Here is an 18,552-nt window from a genome sequence, read left to right on the forward strand (position 1 = left end):
CTGAGGATAGAAGAGGGGCCGCAAGGGCCAGGCGCAGCGGCTGTAACCGCTTGGTAACTGCCGATTTTAGCGGGCCTATGCGCTGGCCGATAGAGGAAAATCCAGCCGGTAGCAGGTGGTCAATGGTGCGGGTGCCGGGACCATGCCAAATGCCGCCCCATGTACTTGGGCCACCCGCGCAATGATTTCGTGGCCCAAATGCAAGCTGTCCACTGGCTTGGCAGGCATGGGCGCCCCCCCCGCCGAGGGGCGCGCACCGTCATCACACACTTGCAACCACGGGCCCGCCTGTGCATCGGTGGCCTCGCCACATTGCACCTCGATGTGGGTGGCAGGGGGTGTGTGGCGCAAGGCGTTTTCAATCAGGTTGCGCAGTGCCATCTCCAACAACACGGTGTGGCCCTGCACCATCAACGCTTCTGGCCCCTGCACAGCCAGTGTGTCTTGGCGCTGCCAAACGGCTTGGGCATAGTCGGCAGCCACCGTGCGGGCCAAAGCGGCCAAATCAACAGCACTGGCCGTACCATGCCACTGGCCCCGACTGGTGCGGGCCAGTGCCAACAACTGCTGCAGCACATGACCAGCCCGCAACGCATCGGTGCGTATCGACTCCAGTGCCTGCGCTTGGGCAGCTGAGGGCAACCCCCCTCCCAATGCCTGGGCCTGCAATACGATGGCTGCCAACGGGGTACGCAACTCGTGGGCCACCTCGTTGGCCAATTGGCGCTCACGGGCCAACGCTTCTTGCTGGCGGGTGAGCAAAGTATTGATGGAATCGACCACCGCATCAAACTCCTGCCAGTCGTGGCGCTGTTCTAGGCGCTTGGCCCCCTGCACATCGAGCTGCGCCACCTCCTGTGATAACTGGTGCAGCGGGCGCAGGCCACGCCCAATTGCCAGCCCCAGCGCCAACGCCACGACAGGCAGTAACCACAGCCCCGGCTCCACCATCTGTCCGGCAATGTCATGGGCCAGCCTGTCCCGGTCATCCAAGCGCAATAACACGGTAATTTTGTATGCCCGGGCCTCATCCCAACGAGAAAAGCTGCGCCAGTGCTGAGCCTGTGGCCCCAGTTGTAAATTGGCATAGCCCTCGTTGGAGTCAAAAGGGGGCACAGGTGCCTCGCCCACATGCCAGCGCACACGGCCAGCGGCATCCCACTGCACCACACTCAAAGGTTGCTGATAATCGTGGTGCCTTGGCGGCAACAACAGATTGTCTTTGGTCGCCAAGGCAGGCATTACCGCCGCCTGCACCTGCACTTGGGTGCGCAAATTCAGCAACAGCGCCGACACAGAGGCCAACTGCCCATCGGTGAGTTCATCGGCCTCATGCACTCCGGTGCGGTAGGCCAGTGCCACAAAGCAGCCCCAAACCAGCGCCAGCACCCCCAAACTCCACAGCAACAGGCGCTGACTCAGGGAGCGTTGGCTGTTCACGGCAACTCCTGTGGCATGAAATAGCCCACGCCCCGCATCGTCTGAATGCACTGGCTGCCCAGTTTGCGCCGCAGATGGTGGATATGGACTTCAATCGCATTGCTATCCACAATCGATTCCCAGTCGTATAAGCGTTCTTCCAACTGGCGCCGCGACAGCACCCGTCCTGGCGACTCCATCAGCAAGCGCAGCACAGCAAACTCACGCGGAGAAATCTCGACCCTCTGACCATGCAATTGCACGGTGCGGGTTGCCGGATTGAGTTCAATAGCACCATGTCGCACCAATGGTTGTGCCCGCCCGCCCGCCCGGCGCAACAGGGCGCGCAAGCGCGCCTCCAACTCATCCATATCAAAAGGTTTGGTCAAATAATCGTCTGCCCCTTGGTCTAGCCCCGCAATGCGCGCTTGTACCCCGTCGCGGGCCGTCATGATCAGCACCGGCATGGCTGGATCGGGCAAAGCCCCCTGACTGGAGCGCAAACGCTGCAACAAGGTGCTGCCATCACCATCGGCCAGCCCTAGATCCAACAACACGGCATCAAAACTCTCGGCCCGCAAAGCGGCCCAGGCCACTGCGACACCATCACACACATCCACGGCATAACCGCGCTGGCGCAAATTGGTGCGCAAGCCTTGGGCAATGCCCACATCGTCTTCAACCACAAGAATTCGCATGGCTGGATTGTCGCTGTGCTGGCCTGTGCCGGTTAAGACCGGGTTAAGTGGCGGTGCTTATGGTGAGCCCCCATGCCAATACCTGTACGGGCTTACGCACCACCACTCCACTCTGATACCCGCCGCTTGGCTACGATGACTTTGGGCATGTTGCTGTGCCTATTGCTCTGGGATGCAGCAGGCCAAGACCGCTGGTTGGCCTCTGTTTTTGGCAGCAGAACGGGCTTTGCACTGCGCGACCACTGGTTTTTGCTACAAATCATGCACGAAGGCGCACGCCGGATGGCTTGGTTACTGATGCTGGCACTGATTGTGGGCATCTGGTGGCCTTTTGGGGTCTTACGGTATGCACACAGCCGCCAGCGACTGCAACTGGCAACCAGCACACTGGTATCGTTGGCGGCCATTAGCCTGCTCAAATATGGCAGCACGACCAGTTGTCCGTGGGATTTGCAAGAGTTTGGTGGTATAGCCCGCTATGTCTCCCACTGGGCATGGAACAGTATGGACGGCGGGGTGGGCCACTGCTTCCCCGCAGGCCATGCCAGTGCCGGATTTGCCTTTGTAGGTGGTTTTTTTGCGCTGCGCCATACCCAACCCCAAGCAGCCTACCGATGGTTGCTGTGGGCCTTGGCTGCTGGATTGACACTGGGCTTGGCACAGCAGGCGCGCGGCGCCCACTTCATGAGCCACACGCTCTGGACTGGCTGGCTGTGCTGGTGTGTGGGTTGGCTGTGCGATGTGTTAGCACACCAAATACCGCACAGCACGGCAGATTGATCAGGGCACCCGGCAAATCTTGAGCATGTTGGTGCCCCCAGGCGCTCCCATCGGTTCACCACAGGTGATGGCATACACATCACCTCTTTGCACAATACCGCGCTCTTTCAGGTGGCGTTCGGCTTGCTCCAGTGCGGTGTCGCGGTCGGCGCTGGTGTCCATCAACAGGGGGCGCACATTGCGAAACAGTGCCATACGCCGCTGCGTGGCTACCTTGGGCGTCAGGGCATAAATCGGGATATGGATACGGTGGCGACTCATCCACAGGGCAGTAGCTCCACTATCGGTCATGGCGACAATGGCTTTGGCGCCCAAATGGTGTGCGGTGAACAAAGCCCCCATGGCAATCGATTGGTCAATGCTAGAGAATGTCCGCCCCGAAAAATCGGCATCCAATTGCACATCTTCTGCGGCCTCGGCAGCAGTGCAGATAGTGGCCATTTCTTGCACCGTCTGCAATGGAAAACGCCCGGCGGCGGTTTCGGCGCTCAGCATCACCGCGTCAGTACCATCCAACACGGCATTGGCTACGTCACTGACCTCGGCGCGGGTAGGCACGGGGTTGGTGATCATGCTCTCCATCATCTGCGTTGCAGTAATCACCACCTTGTCCATATCGCGTGCCATGCGGATCATCTTTTTCTGTAACGCAGGCACCACGGCATTACCCACCTCCACCGCCAAATCGCCCCGCGCCACCATGATGCCATCGCTAGCGCGCAAAATTTCTTCCAACCGGGGGATGGCTTCAGCACGTTCAATTTTGGCAATCAGGCTGGGGCGATGGTTCAAGCCTGCGGCAGCCACATGGCACAGTTGGCGGGCCATCTCCATGTCGGTGGCGTTTTTCGGAAAGCTCACAGCCACATAGTCAGCTTGGAATGACATTGCCGTCTTGATGTCATCCATGTCCTTGGCGGTCAGGGCTGGTGCCGTCAGGCCACCGCCCTTTTTGTTGATCCCCTTGTTGTTGGACAGCTCGCCGCCCAGATGCACGGTGGTATGCACCTGCTCGCCACGCACGGCATCGACGGCAAGCACGATCAGGCCATCGTTGAGCAGCAGCAGATCGCCGGGCTTGACGTCGCGTGGCAGCTCTTTGTAATCTAACCCAACGCCGCCAATATCACCCAGTTCGGTGCGCGAGGCATCCAGCACAAAACTGGCACCCGGCACCAACTCCACCTTGCCTTCGGCAAACTTGCCAACACGGATTTTGGGGCCTTGCAGGTCGGCCATGATGGCTACCTCGCGCCCAGCACGGCGGGCCGCCTCGCGCACAGCGGCAGCACGGTCAATATGGTCTTGGGCCTTGCCATGGCTGAAATTCAGCCGCACAACATTGACCCCAGCGATGATCATCTCTTCCAGCATGGCCACCTCGCTAGAGGCGGGGCCCAGGGTGGCTACGATTTTGGTGGCACGGCGCAACATGGTCAAAAGTCTTTCAGGATACGGGGCAGGGGCGTTGCCACCCCAAAAGAAAGGCCGTCCAAGGACGGCCTGCAAGGGAGAAATGCCAGCCCCTGGTCAACAGGGGCAGTGCCACCGCAGGTCAGCGCGGCACTTGCAGCAGACGCTGCACATCGCGGTCGTTGGGCAAGGCGTAGTCGTGGCCCCGAATAATCCGGCTGTCTTCGGTACGCACCAGCTTCAGGCTGACATAGGTAAAGTTGGCCGCTGCCGAGTAGGTACCCACGAGCACCATCGAGGCATTATGGCTGCGGGCAATGTCTTTGATCTCACGCGAGAGCAACAGCTCACCCGCACCCTCACGCACAAACACATCACCACGCAGTTTGATCTCTTTGACGTTGAAGCCTGTGGCCGCCATGTGCGACGCATACTGCTCCGACAGGGTGCGCCCCAGCGGTGCCGAACGGCTCAGATCATTGACGTTGACCACCGTGGCCACCAACACCGGGCCTTGACCAATGCTGCTGAGGTCAAACCCCTCAGTCAGCTTGGCTACCGCCTCGCGGTTGCTTTGGAGGAACGGACTCACCGCCGCCTCTTGGTATGTGGGGCCAACCCGCACAGGCACTGTGCCATTGAAACAACCGGTCAGCAGCGCCGAAGCGCCCGCCAGCAAAACCACGGAAGAGAAAGCAGACAGCTTCATTGCGAGACCACCTTCATGTTAACGCTACGGTAGGAAGGGCGCATGAACAACGGTGTATCCACGTTTTCAAGGTAATAGACATCGGTTTTGCGCACCAAGTACTGCCCACCCTGGGTCACGGTGGTGGTCAGAATCATCTCGGTGTTGGTCGGGCCACCCGAATTGATGCTGGCACCATAGTCGGCAGCCGCCGTGAGGCCCAAGCCTGCGAGCAACTGCATGTCAATGTGCTCGTGGCGCAAGCCGTAGGCGGCCATCAAGCCGCCTGCAATCATGGTGAACTGGCCGGGGATGAAATGGGGCCGATCACTGTTGTGGCGCACCACCTGGGTGTGGTAGCTGACGTCCAACGCCTGTCCGGGCGACTGCATGACCGCTGCGCCACTTTGCACCAGCTCCGTAATCAGAAAATCGCGAAACGCCAAATCGAAGGCGCTGGCATTGGCCGGGGCCGACACATGCAGGGGTGTGGACGGCGGCATTCCCAGGCGCTCCAAAGAGCTCAACGTCTGTGCCACCACATCGCGCGACAGCAGATCCCAATGGCCAGCCGAACGCACCTTGGGCTGCACTGTCAATTCAAAATTCTCTGCCAGAGGGATCGGCGATTTCGCAGCGCACCCCACCAAAGCAGCCACAGCACCCGCCACCAAGGCAGCACCGATTGCTCTTGCAAACACCATGATTCCCTCCTGCTGATAGGTTGGGGCTAGGCTCGCAGCGCCCAGCACCCACCTGATGAAAAAACGATTCTGGGTGTGAAGGCCAGGAAAAACAAGAAAAATGTTGTTTTTGCCCCAGCCCACCCCAATGACTCACACCTGTGCAGCGCGTTGTTGCAAGATGTCAAATGCGGGCAGCAACTTGCCTTCGAGCACTTCCAAGAAGGCACCGCCGCCGGTGGAGATATAGCCCACCTGTTGCTCAATGCCGTACTTGGCAATGGCTGCCAAGGTGTCACCCCCCCCCGCAATGCTAAAGGCGGGCGATTCGGCAATTGCCTGCGCAATGGTTTGGGTGCCATTGGCAAAAGCATCAAACTCAAACACACCCACCGGGCCGTTCCACACAATCGTGCCTGCTGCCTTGAGCTGCGCAGCCAGCTTGGCGGCTGTCTCGGGGCCGATGTCCAAAATCAGGTCGTCTTCGGCCACATCGGTGGCCGCCTTGACAGTGGCTGGCGCATCGGCAGCAAAGGTTTTGGCTACCACCACATCGGTGGGCACTGGCACCTCGGCACCACGGGCCTTCATGGCATCCATCACGGCACGGGCTTGCTCCACCAAGTCTGGCTCGGCCAAGCTCTTGCCAATCGGCAGGCCCGCTGCCAGCATGAAGGTGTTAGCAATACCGCCCCCCACAATCAGCTGATCGACCTTGTCGGCCAAACTTTGCAAAATGGTGAGTTTGGTACTGACCTTGCTACCGGCCACGATGGCTGCCAGTGGACGCTGGGGCTGGGCCAAGGCTTTGGTCAAGGCGTCAATCTCTGCCGACAACAGCGGGCCAGCACAGGCAATAGGGGCAAATTGTGCAATACCGTAGGTAGTGCCTTCAGCACGGTGCGCAGTGCCAAAGGCGTCATTGACAAAAATGTCGCACAGCGCGGCCATTTTGCGGGCCAGTTCTTCTTTGTTCTTCTTTTCGCCCACATTGAGGCGGCAGTTTTCTAGCAGCACCACCTGACCGGGCTGCACTTGCACACCCTCTACCCAATCGGCAACCAGAGGCACTTCACGGCCCAGCAACTCGGACAGGCGTGCAGCCACAGGAGCCAACGAATCCTCAGGCTTGAAAGCGCCTTCGGTAGGACGCCCCAAATGGCTGGTAACCATGACAGCGGCACCAGCGTCTAGCGCCTGCTGGATGCAGGGCACCGAGGCACGGATACGGGTATCTTCGGTGATGCGGCCCGTGTCGTCCTGCGGCACGTTCAGATCGGCACGGATAAACACACGTTGACCACGGACTTTGCCTTGGGCGCACAGGTCGGAAAAGCGAAGAATGTTCATGGGACAGTCAGCGAGAAGAATCTGTTGTAAGCGGGCCACATTGTAGGGGTGGCCCTGCCGATTCCTGCACTACCAGCCCAGCAGAATATGCAACGGTAAGTACACAGCCATGCCCACACTGATGGTGCCCAGAATGCCTCGGCGCCAGAAGTAGTAGCCTGCCGCACACAACACGGCAGGCAAACGCGCATCCTGCCAAGTGACAATCAAGGCCCCTTGGCTCATGACAATCTCAGGAGCCACTACTGCACTCAAGGCTGCCAAGGGTGCGTATTTCAGACCACGCCGAAGCCAAGGTGGCAGGGGCAGCTCCTGCTCCGGAATCATAAAAAAAGCCCGGGATACCATGGTGATAACGGCCAACCCACCAATAGCCAGTGCCCAATCGAGCCAAGTCCAGCCCATCAATCAGACTCCTGGTGCCGCTGCAATGCCTCGGCCGTCAACCCCGCCGCCACAGCCGCAGCAATAGCCACCAAAATATTGAGTTTGAGTGGCAAGGCAAATGCCGCCACCGCCGCTGTGGCGGCCACGCCAGTGGCCAGCCAAGTAGCCCGGTCATGGAGCATGGAAAACAACACACCCAACAGCGCCAGCACCCCAGCAAAGCCCAGCCCCCAAGACAATGGCACCTCATTGGCTAGCAAAATACCCACCACCGATGGCACCTGCCACGCGACCCAGTTGGTGCAGGCAGCGCCCCAAAAATAGGGCAGCTGCTCGGGCAGGGGCCGCTGCTCTGGGTAACGCTTCATGAAGGCCACAAAGATCACATCGCCACTGAAATAACCAATGGTCAACCGCTGACGCAGCGGCAAATGGGCAAAGTAACTGCGCCAGAGGTTGCTAAAGATGACAAAGCGCAAATTGACGCAGATGGCTGTCAACCAAACCACCCACAGTGGTGCCCCCACTGCCAGCAAAGGCAACACCGCCAATTGGGCACTGCCAGCATAGACCAAGAAGGACACGGCCAAAGCCAATGGCACCGACAGCCCGCCCTTGACCATCGCCACCCCCGTGACCAAACCCCAGGCCGCCATGCCCACCCCTGCGCTGGCCATATCGCGCACCCCGAGGCGATACGCCGGGTGGGTCAGGGTGTCAGTGAGGGCCATCCAGAATATCAGCCCCTAGCACCATGCCCGGCTGCAAGGGAAAGCCACGTAAAAAGTCCGCTACCGGCAAACGCTTGCCACCGGCACGTTGCAGCACCGTGAGGCGCAAAACGCCATCACCACAAGCCACCCACACCCCTTGATCGTCTACCTGCACGATCTGCCCCGCCCGCACACCTGCCGTGGGCAGCACATCGGCCACTGTGGCGGCCCAGAGTTTGATGGTCTCACCCTGCGCTAGCGTGCTGGCCCCAGGAAAAGGATCAAAGGCACGGATACGCTGCCCAATCACTGGGGCCGCGAGTTGCCAGTCGATGTGGCTTTCGGCCTTTTCAATCTTGTGCGCATAGGTCACGCCAGCCACAGGCTGGGGTGTGGGCTGCAAAGATGCCGTACTGGCTTGTTGCAGAGCTTGAACGATCAGCCCCCCACCCAAGGAGGCCAACTTGTCATGCAAACTGGTTGTGGTGTCATCTGCGGCAATCGGCAAACGCTCCATCAGCAGCATAGCGCCTGTGTCCAGACCGGCATCCATCTGCATGATGGTCACGCCCGTTTCGGGATCTCCAGCCTCGATGGCACGGTGGATGGGTGCGGCCCCACGCCAACGCGGCAACAAGCTGGCATGGATATTGAGGCAGCCCAGACGGGGTAAATCCAACGTCCATTGCGGCAAAATCAGACCATAGGCGGCCACCACCATCACGTCGGCCTGAGCAGCCTCCAGCATGGCACGGGCCTCGGCGGCTTCTGCTGGAAACTTGCCATCCAAGCGCAGGCTGTGCGGCTGGGCTACTGCAATGCCATGCGCCAGCGCACACTGTTTGACGGGAGATGCCTGCAACTTCATACCCCGTCCGGCAGGCCGGTCAGGCTGGGTCAGTACCAATGGCACTGTGTAGCCAGCCTGCAACAACTGCTCCAATGCCACACGGGCAAACTCCGGCGTACCGGCAAAAACAACGCGCATCCCAAACTCCCCTTTGATCGCTTAAAAGTGCAGATGCCCCATCACATCAGCGGTACTTGTCTTGGCGGGGGTCCGTTGGATCGTCGATCAATTGCACTGTCTCTGCCAAACCTGCCACATTGAACTGGATGCTGGCCAAACGATAACGCCCTTGGTCGTACCAGCGATAGATCCAGACAACCGTTTTGCGCTGCTCGTCTTGCCCATCCATTTGCACCCGCTGCTGGGTTGGTGGCCCCAAGCGTTGCAATACTTCTTGGGTGCGTAGCGGCGGCTGCACTACGCTGCTCAACGATGACAAGGTCAACACCTCTTGGCTGCGCAAAAGACGGCCTTGGGCATCAAAGTCCAGCGCCAAACGCTGGGTGCCATCGCGCTGGCGGTCATAAAACAGACGCTGTGGCCCTTCGGGCAAATCGTAGCTGGCCTGCGGCTCACCCCACACAGCGGCTACGGCATCGCGGGACATGCCAGGCACCACCCCTACCGGACTGGCACAGGCCTGCAACAGCAGCGCCAGCGACACAGCACCCAGATGCAGCCTCATGCTCTGGCCTCACGCTGGCGTTTGACCATCTTGGATTTGATACGGTTGCGCTTGAGTGGCGACAGGTATTCCACAAACACCTTGCCCAACAGGTGATCCATCTCGTGTTGGATACAAACCGCCAGCAGCCCCTCCGCCTCTATCACCCGCGAAGCCCCGTGGGCATCCAGCGCCCGCACCTGCACAGCCACCGAGCGGGCCACACCGTCATAAATACCGGGCACCGACAAGCAACCCTCATCGCCCACCACGGTGTCTGGGCTGGCCCAGACCAGCTCGGGGTTGATAAGCACTTGAGGCTGGTTGCGCTCTTCGGACGTATCAATCACCACCACCCGTTCATGTACGTTGATCTGCGTGGCTGCCAAGCCAATGCCGTGGGCATCGTACATGGTGTCCAACATGTCGGCTACCAGTTGGCGCACGCGCTCATCCACCACAGCCACAGGCTTGGCTACCGTGTGAAGTTGGGGATCGGGATAGCAAAGAATCGGGAGGATGGCCATTGTGTCAGAAGGAAATAGTGCCGTATTTTCGCTACTTTTGCGGCACCGCAGCGCGAGGGCGGCCAATAATCATTGTCCAATGCAGGGCTTGGACAGAGAATCGCTGTTCATTTGTCACATCCATCCACCGCTGGCCTAGACCTGGGGCGCAGGGTGGTTTCAGCGACGGAGCGTATCGCCAATGCATCACCAGAAAGAAGACATGCCCCTTTCCAACCGCACACCTTCAGGGATGCCCTGGCGCATGGTCTTGGCACTAGGCGCCGCACTGACGGGGTTATCCGCCCAAGCACAAACCCCTGCAGCCATCAGCACCAGCACACCCGCCACCACGCAAGCAGTTACCCCACCAGGGATTGCCGTGGCCGAACTGGCACCCAATGCCCCCGATCGCTATGTCGTCCAACGCGGTGACACGCTCTGGGGTATCTCCGGCATGTACCTGCAAAAGCCTTGGCGCTGGCCCGACTTATGGGGCATGAACCGGCAAGAAATCGCCAACCCCCACCTGATTTTTCCTGGCCAAACACTGTATCTCGACCAGCAAGGTGGCTATGCCCGCCTGCGCACCCGTGCCACACAGAACAGCGCCCCCGACACGGTGCGCCTCTCTCCACGCACCCGCAGCGAAACCCTGGCCGACACGGCACTGCCCACACTCAAGCCCCACCTGATCGAACCCTTTCTGGCAGAGCCATTGGTGGTCGATGAGCAAGAACTGCTGCAAGCCCCTCGGATCATTGCCACCACCGAAGACCGCGTGTTGATGAGTACAGGCGACCGCGTCTATGCCCGAGGCGATGCCACCAACCCTTTACGCACTGACACGGATGAGACTCGGCACTACCGGGTTTTTCGCAATGCTCTCCCGCTCAAACACCCGGTCACGGGCGAGGTATTGGGCTACGAAGCCCAATACCTGGGCAAAGCTGAGTTGCTGCGTGGCGAAGGCAGCGAAATCAGCACCAATGACCGGGGCGAACGCATCGAAGAATACATCCCTGCTACCCTGAGCATCACCGCCATCCGCGAAGAAATTCGCGCGGGCGACCGTCTGTTGCCAGCCCCCGCACGCTCCTTTGTCAACTACACCCCCCACGCGCCACAGCACGAGATTGATGCCCGTGTAGTGTCTATCTACAACAGCTCGGCACTGGCCAATGCGGCACAGAACCAAGTCATTGCCATCAGTGCCGGCGAACACGATGGGCTGCAAACGGGCCATGTGCTGCATTTGATGACCAAAGGCGCCCATATCCAAGATAAAACCGACCCATCTCGCCCCACCCTCAAACTACCCAGCGAAAGCAACGGCGTAGCGATGGTGTTTCGCACCTTCGAGCGGGCCTCCTATGCCCTGATCCTGAATGTGCAAACCACCGTGCGTGTCGGGGATCGTTTGGTCAATCCACAGTAAATCTTCTCGCATCGGCATGGAGTACGATGAACTGGCCGCTTGGCTGCGGCTGACCCTGACTCCGGGGGTAGGCCATACCACGGCGCGTCGGCTGCTACGCCACTTTGGGCTGCCGGCGCAAATATTTGCCCAAACCCCACAGGCGCTGCAAGCCTGCGTCAGTGCCGCTCAGAGCGAAGCACTGCAGGTGGTGCCCCCCACGTTGGCGCCTTTGTTGGAGCAGACATGGCAATGGCTGCAATCGTCCAACACCGAGCAGATCAAAGCGATTGCTCCTTTGGGACACCCGCTGTATCCGGCAGCACTGCTCGACAGTGATGATCCGCCATTGCTCCTCTACCTGATGGGGGCTGCTCGTTTTCTGGGCCCACAGGGCATCGGTTTGACAACGCACCACTGTCTAGCCATCGTGGGCAGCCGCAACCCCACTGCGCAGGGCCAAGAAAATGCCCGCGCCTTTGCGCAATCGCTGCGGAGCAGTGGATTGAGCATTGTGTCGGGGTTGGCACTGGGCATTGATGCCGCCGCCCACGAAGGCGCCTTGATGGCCGCTAGCACCGCAGACACCACACCGGCCACGATTGCGGTGGTGGGCACCGGCCTAGACCGTGTCTACCCAGCCCGCCACCGAGAGCTGGCACACCGCATTGCTGCCCACGGCCTATTGCTGAGTGAATACCCGCTGGGCACGGCCCCGTTGGCTGCCCACTTTCCCCAGCGCAACCGCATCATTGCAGGCCTGTGCCAAGGGTTACTGGTGGTAGAAGCGGCCCCGGCATCAGGCTCCCTGATCACGGCTAAGCTGGCAGCCAACCAAGGTCGTGAGGTCTTTGCCATTCCTGGCTCCATTCATGCTCCCCAGTCGCGGGGCTGCCATGCCCTGATACGGCAGGGGGCCAAACTGGTTGAATCTGCCCAAGACGTCTTGGAAGACCTGCACCTGCCCTTATCCTGCTGCGCTGACCGGGCTGCACCAGCTTCGGCGCCCTCTGCCCCCCAGACCGAAGAGGCCACAGCCGAATCTGCTTTGCTAAAAGCACTGGGCTTTGACCCAGTGGGGCTAGATGCCCTGGTAGCCCGCACCGGGCTGGAAACCGCCAGCCTGCTCGTGCAACTACTGGAGCTAGAACTGGCCGGACAGGTAGCACGCCTGCCCGGTGGGCTGTTTCAGCGGGTGGCCTTGGCCTGAGGTTGCCAGTGCCACCGCTATTGCAGTAGACGCTCGGGGTTGGCATCGAGCTTGGCCAACGCATCGCGGGCGGCACGCACTGTCAGCCCTTCTTCGTCTTGCACCGTTAGCAAGCCCGTTTGCAAATAGGCTGCCAGACGACGCAACTGCAACAAATAATTGCGCCCATCAGGGGCAGCAAACAGATGCAACTGTTGGCGCTGGCTGTGCCAAACATACTGCACCTGGGCCGTGCTGCCATTGTGGTCAATCGTGAACCAAGCCCCCACCTGCAACTGGCGCGCCCATTCCACTACGGCTTCTTCCACTGGGGCATCATTGTCGGCAATGACCGCCAAGCCCGACACATCAATGCCCAGCATCATCTCGATGGCCTCGGCATCCAGCGGCATGTCGCCCAACACCGCTTCGCTGATGCAGTCTTCCAGATTTTCTAACCGCTGGGCCAAAATCTCGATCTGCTCGTGGGCAATGGGCTCCGTTTTGGACACAAATGCTTGGGCCAGCACATCGGTCAGAACCTTGATCTGAGCCTCTTGTGGCTCGCCCACCATACCTAACAGGGCCAGCCCCTGACGCAAGCGATCGAGCAGGCCCGGCAGGCTCTGGATGACCCTGGTGCGGTCACTGCGGTGGGGCTTGGCCCCCGCCGCCCACACCAAATCCGCAGCCGTGCGCTTAAAGGCCAAAGTATCGGCATGCTGGGCACCCGCCCGTACGGCAGACAGTGCCAACACTTCGGCCCAGGTTTTGAACAAAAAGTCGCGAATCTCATCACGCACCGGCATGTCTTTGAGCAGAGTGCGCAACTCAATGGTGTATTGAATGGTCAAGGTCTCACGTTGTTCGACCTGCTGCGCCACCGTCACCACCCTGGCGGTGGATTGCTTTTGCGTCAAGAACTTGGCCAGAAAAGCCTCAAACTCTTCACGCACCAGTTGGAAGACCTTACGCCCTGTTTCTGGGTATTGTTCAATCACCTGCACCACGCGACGGATTTCGGCCTCCAGCGCACTGCCGTCAATGGCCGTGGCATCAAACCCCATCACGCAGGCGCCCATACGATCAATCAATAGACGGGCAGGATGGCTCAGATCACTAAAGAAGTCCGGCTCGGCCAACGCCACACGCAGCACTGGTACCTGCAAACGGGCAAACAACACCCGTACCGCTGGCGGAATCCGGTCTTCGGACAAAATGCTCTGAAACATCAGCGCCACCACCTCAATGATGGCTTTTTCGCTGTCGGTGCTGGCCTTTTTCTTCAGCTCGGCCGAGCGTTCACGCACCGCCCCCACCAGTTGCACCACCGCCACAGGCCCAGCTTGGGATGCCATGGCAGCCATGCTGCTGTAAAAGGTTTGCGCATGGCTTTGTTGCTGCGCCAGTGCCTGTGCCAAGGCAGCAGAAGCAGGCGGCGCTTGTATGCTGGCAGCCCCTGGCCCAGCGCCGCCCATGACCGAATGCAAACTGGTAGGCACCCCCATCATCATCGAAGTGCCCGCCTGAGGCGGTGCCGGCATGGCCGGGGCCATCCCAGGCCACATCAGGCGACGCAACTGCCCCATCACCCCATAGGCCCGCTGGCGCGCACGCATCAGTGGCGTCATGGCAGACATGGCTAAGTTCTCTGCCGACACAGGTGCCAGTTGTGATGGCCTAGAAGCGGCTGCGGGCATCTGCGTCTGTGGCCCCCCTAATGCAGCCATCCGAGAGCCATCAGCCGCCCCAACGCCCGGCGCTGCCCCCCCAGGAGGACGACTCACACGCAGACGAATATCGGGCTGTGCCACGCCTTGGCGCCCCAAGAAATCATTGCATTGCTGGTAGGCAGTCTGCGCCCGGATAGCCAGCTCACGCTGCAAAGCATCCACCACTGCTTGCAAATTAGCGCGTGGCAACCCCACAGCGACCCATTGCTCCACCAACAACAGGCAAAAGGTTTCGGGGCGCAACAAGTCACTGCCAACCAGCTCTTGCCCTTCCATGGCCTGCATGCGTCGACGCAAAGCATCAAAGCTGCCACTGACAGCCTCCAACACCGTCAGGGCAATGCGTGAGGCAACAATTTTGTTTTCTACTACATCGTCACTGAGCAACTCCAAGCTCAAGCCTGTGGCCGCTGGTGTGGGCGCCGTGCGCAAGGCTGTAGCAGCCCCCACAGGGCGGGGAATGCTAGCCTGCGCCCAAGCCTCACGGGTGGCTCGCACCCAGTCGGCACGGCGCTGACCATAGAGCTGCCAAGCATCACGACGGTCTTGCATTTCACGCTGAGTACCCGTCTGGTTCAGCAAAGTGGTGAGGAAATCCAGAACGACCTGATCTACCTCGACCAACCCTGCCGCCAGCGCCTCCACAAACTGTTGACGCACCTGACGGGCCAGATCACGTTGTGGGGAGAGCGGCACAGACATGGCACTATCCTAATCGGAAAAACCGGGCTGCACTCACACTGCAGCGCCAGCATTGGGATCATTGGGATCACTGCCCGGCTTGGGGCTGGCCTTGACCAAATCCTCGCGCTTGACACCCAGCCACATGGCAATGGCCGCAGCCACAAACACCGATGAATAAATGCCAAACAAAATGCCAATGGTCAGGGCCAGTGCAAAGTAGTGCAGGCTGGGGCCACCAAAAAAGAACATCGACAGCACCATCGCCTCGGTAGAGGCATGGGTGATGATGGTACGGCTCATGGTGCTGGTGATAGCGTGGTCAATCACCTCGTGCGTTGTCATCTTGCGGTACTTGCGGAAGGCTTCGCGGATGCGGTCAAAAATCACCACCGACTCGTTGACCGAGTAGCCCAACACCGCCAGCACACCGGCCAACACCGAGAGGGAGAACTCCCACTGGAAAAAGGCAAAAAAGCCCAAAATGATGACCACATCGTGCAAGTTGGCAATGATGGCGGCCACGCCAAACTTCCATTCAAAACGGAAGGCCAGGTAAATCACGATGCCCAGCACCACCATGCCCAGCGCCATCAGGCCGCCATGCACCAACTCCTCGCCCACCTGAGGCCCCACAAACTCGGTGCGGCGCAGGGTGACACCCGCATCGGCCACCTTCAGGGCAGCCAACACCTGCTCACTTTGTTGGGCAGAGGTCACGCCCTTTTGCACCGGCAGGCGGATCATGACATCGCGCGAGGTGCCAAAGTTTTGCACTGTGACGTCGGCATAGCCCAGTTGCGCTACCGTGTCGCGCACCTTTCCAATATCAGCCGTTTGCTGATAGGCCACCTCCATCACCGTGCCACCGGTAAACTCCACGGACAGATGCAATCCGCGTGAAAACAGGAAGAACACTGCCAGCGCAAAGGTGATGAAGGAGATCGCGTTGAACACCAACGCGTGCTTCATGAACGGGATATCTTTTCTGATACGGAAAAATTCCATGACCGCAGTCCTTTAATTGCTGGGAGCCACCGTAGTGCCTGTTGCCTCGGGCTTCCATACCTGTCCGATAGACACGCTCTTGAGCTTTTTACGACCGCCGTACCAAAGGTTGACCAGGCCGCGCGAAACAAACACTGCTGAGAACATGCTGGTCAAAATGCCAATGCAATGCACCACGGCAAAGCCACGCACGGGGCCAGAACCAAAGGCCAACAGCGCCAAGCCAGCGATCAGGGTGGTCACGTTGGAGTCCAAAATGGTGGCCCAAGCGCGTTCATAACCAGCATGGATAGCCATTTGTGGTGATACGCCCTCGCGCAGCTCTTCACGAATACGCTCATTGATGAGCACGTTGGAGTCAATGGCCACCCCCAGCGCCAATGCCATCGCTGCAATGCCGGGCAGGGTCAGGGTGGCTTGCAACATCGACAAGATGGCAATCAACATCAGCACATTGACACCCAATGCCAGCGTGGAGAACACACCAAACAACAGGTAGTACAGGCACATGAACACGGCAATTGCCACCATGCCCCACACCACAGAGTTGATGCCCCGCTCAATATTGTCTGCCCCCAAGCTAGGGCCAATGGTGTATTCCTCGATGATTTCCATAGGGGCTGCCAATGAGCCAGCGCGCAGCAGCAGCGCCGTGTCGGTGGCCTCTACGGTTGTCATGCTGCCAGAGATTTGCACCCGACCACCACCAATCTCGGCACGAATCACGGGGGCCGTAACCACTTCACCCTTGCCCTTTTCAAACAACACAATCGCCATGCGCTTGCCCACATTTTCGCGGGTGATATCTTTGAAAATGCGCGAGCCCTTGGCGTCCAGCGTCAAATTGACCGTAGGCTCTTGTGTCTGACCATCAAAGCCGGGTTGGGCATCGGTCAGGTTTTCACCCGTAAGCACCACCTGCTTTTTCACAATCACGGGGCGGGCGTTGCGGTCGAGGTAACGCTCGGCACCAAAGGGCACGGGGCCAGTGCCCAACTCGGCAGAGCGGGCCTCGGCGCTCTCATCGACCATGCGCACTTCTAGCGTGGCCGTGCGACCCAAAATGTCTTTGGCCTTGGCGGTGTCTTGCACCCCTGGCAATTGCACCACGATGCGGTCTAAGCCCTGCTGCTGAATCACTGGCTCGGCCACGCCCAGCTCATTGATGCGGTTGTGCAAGGTGGTGATGTTTTGCTTGAGCGCCTGCTCCTGCACACGGCGCAGAGCCTCGGGCTTGATGCTGGCCTGTAAGTTGAACTCGCCATTCTGGCCGGCAGGGCTGGTTTGCAGATCTGGGAACTGATCTGCAATCAGATTGCGTGCTGCCGTTTGCGTAGCCTCATCACGCAATTTGATGCTGATGCTCTGGCCGTCGCGACTGATGCCACTGTGGCGGATGCTCTTGTCACGCAACGCCGTACGAATATCACCCGCATACGATTCGGCCTTTTTCAGTAAGGCGGCCTGCATATCCACTTGCAGCATGAAATGCACGCCACCACGCAAGTCCAGCCCCAAATACATAGGGGCCGCATGCAGCGAGGTCAGCCAAGCGGGAGAGCGCGACACCAAATTCAGCGCCACGATGTACATCGGGTCGGCTGGATCGGGCACCAGGGCTTTTTGTATGAGATCCTTGGCCTTGAGCTGGGTGTCGGGCGTGTCAAAACGCGCCCGCACCGAACTGCCCTCTAAGCGCAACAGATCGGGTTTGACATCGGCAGCATCCAAGGCGGCTTGCACACGCGCCAACACGGCGGCATCGACCTTGACAGTGGCCTTGGCCGATGACACCTGCACCGCAGGTGCTTCACCAAAGAAATTGGGCAGGGTATAGAGCACCCCCACCAACAGCGCGACCACCAGGATCGCGTACTTCCAGACCGGGTAACGGTTCATCGCGCTTGGACCTCTAGGACAATAGGTTCAGCCCGCGCGCAGATGCCCAGGCTGACAGAACAACAGCCAGCCAGGCTTTACTTGAGGGAGCCCTTGGGCAGAACCTGAGAGATGGCCATGCGCTGCACTTGGATTTCAACGCCATTGGCCACTTCAATGTGCAGGATCTGGTCTGACAGCTTGGACACCTTGCCCAACAAACCACCACCAATCACCACTTCGTCACCCTTGGCCAAGGCATCGACCATCGCACGATGCTCTTTTTGGCGCTTCATTTGTGGGCGGATCATGACGAAGTAGAGCACCACAAACATCAGCACCAGCGGCAACATGCTTTGCAGCGTGGACATGATGTCGCCACCGCCAGCAGCAGCGGCAGGAGCGGTTTGGGCGAAAGCAGAAGAGATGAACACGGAAACTCCCAGAGAAACCAGAAAATACAGGACTGCCCGGCCCAGACGCAACCAGAACGCC

Annotated in this window: 18 protein-coding genes; 3 read left to right on the plus strand and 15 right to left on the minus strand. The window is 59.6% G+C overall.

Going from position 1 to position 18,552, the window contains the following annotated elements; all coding sequences use genetic code 11:
* Positions 1 to 75: 75 nt before the first annotated feature.
* Positions 76 to 1,440, minus strand: a complete 1,365-nt coding sequence (locus ACFO6X_RS12030) for a histidine kinase dimerization/phospho-acceptor domain-containing protein (RefSeq protein ID WP_382433343.1) — start codon at positions 1,438 to 1,440, stop codon at positions 76 to 78.
* Positions 1,437 to 2,117, minus strand: a complete 681-nt coding sequence (locus ACFO6X_RS12035; protein ID WP_382433345.1) for a response regulator — start codon at positions 2,115 to 2,117, stop codon at positions 1,437 to 1,439. The genes ACFO6X_RS12030 and ACFO6X_RS12035 overlap by 4 nt, the downstream gene beginning before the upstream one ends.
* A gap of 72 nt (positions 2,118 to 2,189) precedes the next feature.
* Between ACFO6X_RS12035 and ACFO6X_RS12040 the strand changes: the two genes are divergently transcribed.
* A complete protein-coding gene (locus tag ACFO6X_RS12040; RefSeq protein WP_382433347.1) occupies positions 2,190 to 2,897 on the plus strand; it encodes a phosphatase PAP2 family protein in 708 nt (235 codons plus the stop codon).
* On the opposite strand, the gene pyk is transcribed toward ACFO6X_RS12040, so the two are convergent.
* The 9 genes from pyk to def form a co-directional block, all read right to left on the minus strand.
* Positions 2,898 to 4,331 carry a pyruvate kinase gene (gene pyk, locus ACFO6X_RS12045; RefSeq protein ID WP_382433349.1) on the minus strand — a complete coding sequence of 478 codons (1,434 nt, stop codon included), beginning with the start codon at positions 4,329 to 4,331 and terminating at the stop codon, positions 2,898 to 2,900.
* Between the two features lie 121 nt (positions 4,332 to 4,452).
* Entirely contained in the window at positions 4,453 to 5,019 is a 567-nt protein-coding gene (locus ACFO6X_RS12050) for a FlgO family outer membrane protein (protein ID WP_382433351.1), read from the minus strand.
* Entirely contained in the window at positions 5,016 to 5,702 is a 687-nt protein-coding gene (locus ACFO6X_RS12055; protein WP_382433353.1) for a hypothetical protein, read from the minus strand. The genes ACFO6X_RS12050 and ACFO6X_RS12055 overlap by 4 nt, the downstream gene beginning before the upstream one ends.
* Positions 5,703 to 5,834: 132 nt before the next feature.
* The gene (locus ACFO6X_RS12060; protein ID WP_382433355.1) at positions 5,835 to 7,031 is read right to left on the minus strand and encodes a phosphoglycerate kinase; all 1,197 of its coding nucleotides are present in this window, start codon (positions 7,029 to 7,031) and stop codon (positions 5,835 to 5,837) included.
* A 69-nt stretch (positions 7,032 to 7,100) separates the two neighbouring features.
* Entirely contained in the window at positions 7,101 to 7,436 is a 336-nt protein-coding gene (locus ACFO6X_RS12065) for an AzlD domain-containing protein (RefSeq protein ID WP_382433357.1), read from the minus strand.
* Entirely contained in the window at positions 7,436 to 8,149 is a 714-nt protein-coding gene (locus tag ACFO6X_RS12070; RefSeq protein WP_382433359.1) for an AzlC family ABC transporter permease, read from the minus strand. The genes ACFO6X_RS12065 and ACFO6X_RS12070 overlap by 1 nt, the downstream gene beginning before the upstream one ends.
* A complete protein-coding gene (fmt, locus tag ACFO6X_RS12075; RefSeq protein WP_382433361.1) occupies positions 8,136 to 9,119 on the minus strand; it encodes a methionyl-tRNA formyltransferase in 984 nt (327 codons plus the stop codon). Before fmt ends, ACFO6X_RS12070 begins: the two co-directional genes overlap by 14 nt.
* A gap of 46 nt (positions 9,120 to 9,165) precedes the next feature.
* The gene (locus ACFO6X_RS12080) at positions 9,166 to 9,666 is read right to left on the minus strand and encodes a hypothetical protein (protein ID WP_382433363.1); all 501 of its coding nucleotides are present in this window, start codon (positions 9,664 to 9,666) and stop codon (positions 9,166 to 9,168) included.
* Complete coding sequence (gene def, locus ACFO6X_RS12085; RefSeq protein WP_382433365.1) at positions 9,663 to 10,172, minus strand: peptide deformylase; 510 nt, start codon at positions 10,170 to 10,172, stop codon at positions 9,663 to 9,665. The genes ACFO6X_RS12080 and def overlap by 4 nt, the downstream gene beginning before the upstream one ends.
* A 202-nt stretch (positions 10,173 to 10,374) precedes the next feature.
* Here def and ACFO6X_RS12090 point away from each other — a divergent pair, with 202 nt between their 5' ends.
* A complete protein-coding gene (locus ACFO6X_RS12090) occupies positions 10,375 to 11,589 on the plus strand; it encodes a LysM peptidoglycan-binding domain-containing protein (RefSeq protein WP_382433367.1) in 1,215 nt (404 codons plus the stop codon).
* Positions 11,590 to 11,605: 16 nt separating this feature from the next.
* Positions 11,606 to 12,778 carry a DNA-processing protein DprA gene (dprA, locus tag ACFO6X_RS12095; RefSeq protein ID WP_382433534.1) on the plus strand — a complete coding sequence of 391 codons (1,173 nt, stop codon included), beginning with the start codon at positions 11,606 to 11,608 and terminating at the stop codon, positions 12,776 to 12,778.
* Positions 12,779 to 12,795: 17 nt separating this feature from the next.
* On the opposite strand, the gene ACFO6X_RS12100 is transcribed toward dprA, so the two are convergent.
* The 4 genes from ACFO6X_RS12100 to yajC form a co-directional block, all read right to left on the minus strand.
* Complete coding sequence (locus tag ACFO6X_RS12100; RefSeq protein ID WP_382433369.1) at positions 12,796 to 15,192, minus strand: DUF1631 family protein; 2,397 nt, start codon at positions 15,190 to 15,192, stop codon at positions 12,796 to 12,798.
* A 33-nt stretch (positions 15,193 to 15,225) separates the two neighbouring features.
* Positions 15,226 to 16,179 carry a protein translocase subunit SecF gene (secF, locus tag ACFO6X_RS12105; protein WP_382433371.1) on the minus strand — a complete coding sequence of 318 codons (954 nt, stop codon included), beginning with the start codon at positions 16,177 to 16,179 and terminating at the stop codon, positions 15,226 to 15,228.
* A 12-nt stretch (positions 16,180 to 16,191) separates the two neighbouring features.
* Positions 16,192 to 18,078, minus strand: a complete 1,887-nt coding sequence (secD, locus tag ACFO6X_RS12110; RefSeq protein WP_382433373.1) for a protein translocase subunit SecD — start codon at positions 18,076 to 18,078, stop codon at positions 16,192 to 16,194.
* A 77-nt stretch (positions 18,079 to 18,155) separates the two neighbouring features.
* Complete coding sequence (yajC, locus tag ACFO6X_RS12115) at positions 18,156 to 18,491, minus strand: preprotein translocase subunit YajC (RefSeq protein WP_382433374.1); 336 nt, start codon at positions 18,489 to 18,491, stop codon at positions 18,156 to 18,158.
* Positions 18,492 to 18,552 lie beyond the last annotated feature (61 nt).

It is taken from the genome of Giesbergeria sinuosa, from assembly GCF_042652905.1.
Taxonomy (GTDB): Bacteria; Pseudomonadota; Gammaproteobacteria; order Burkholderiales; family Burkholderiaceae_C; genus Simplicispira; species Simplicispira sinuosa.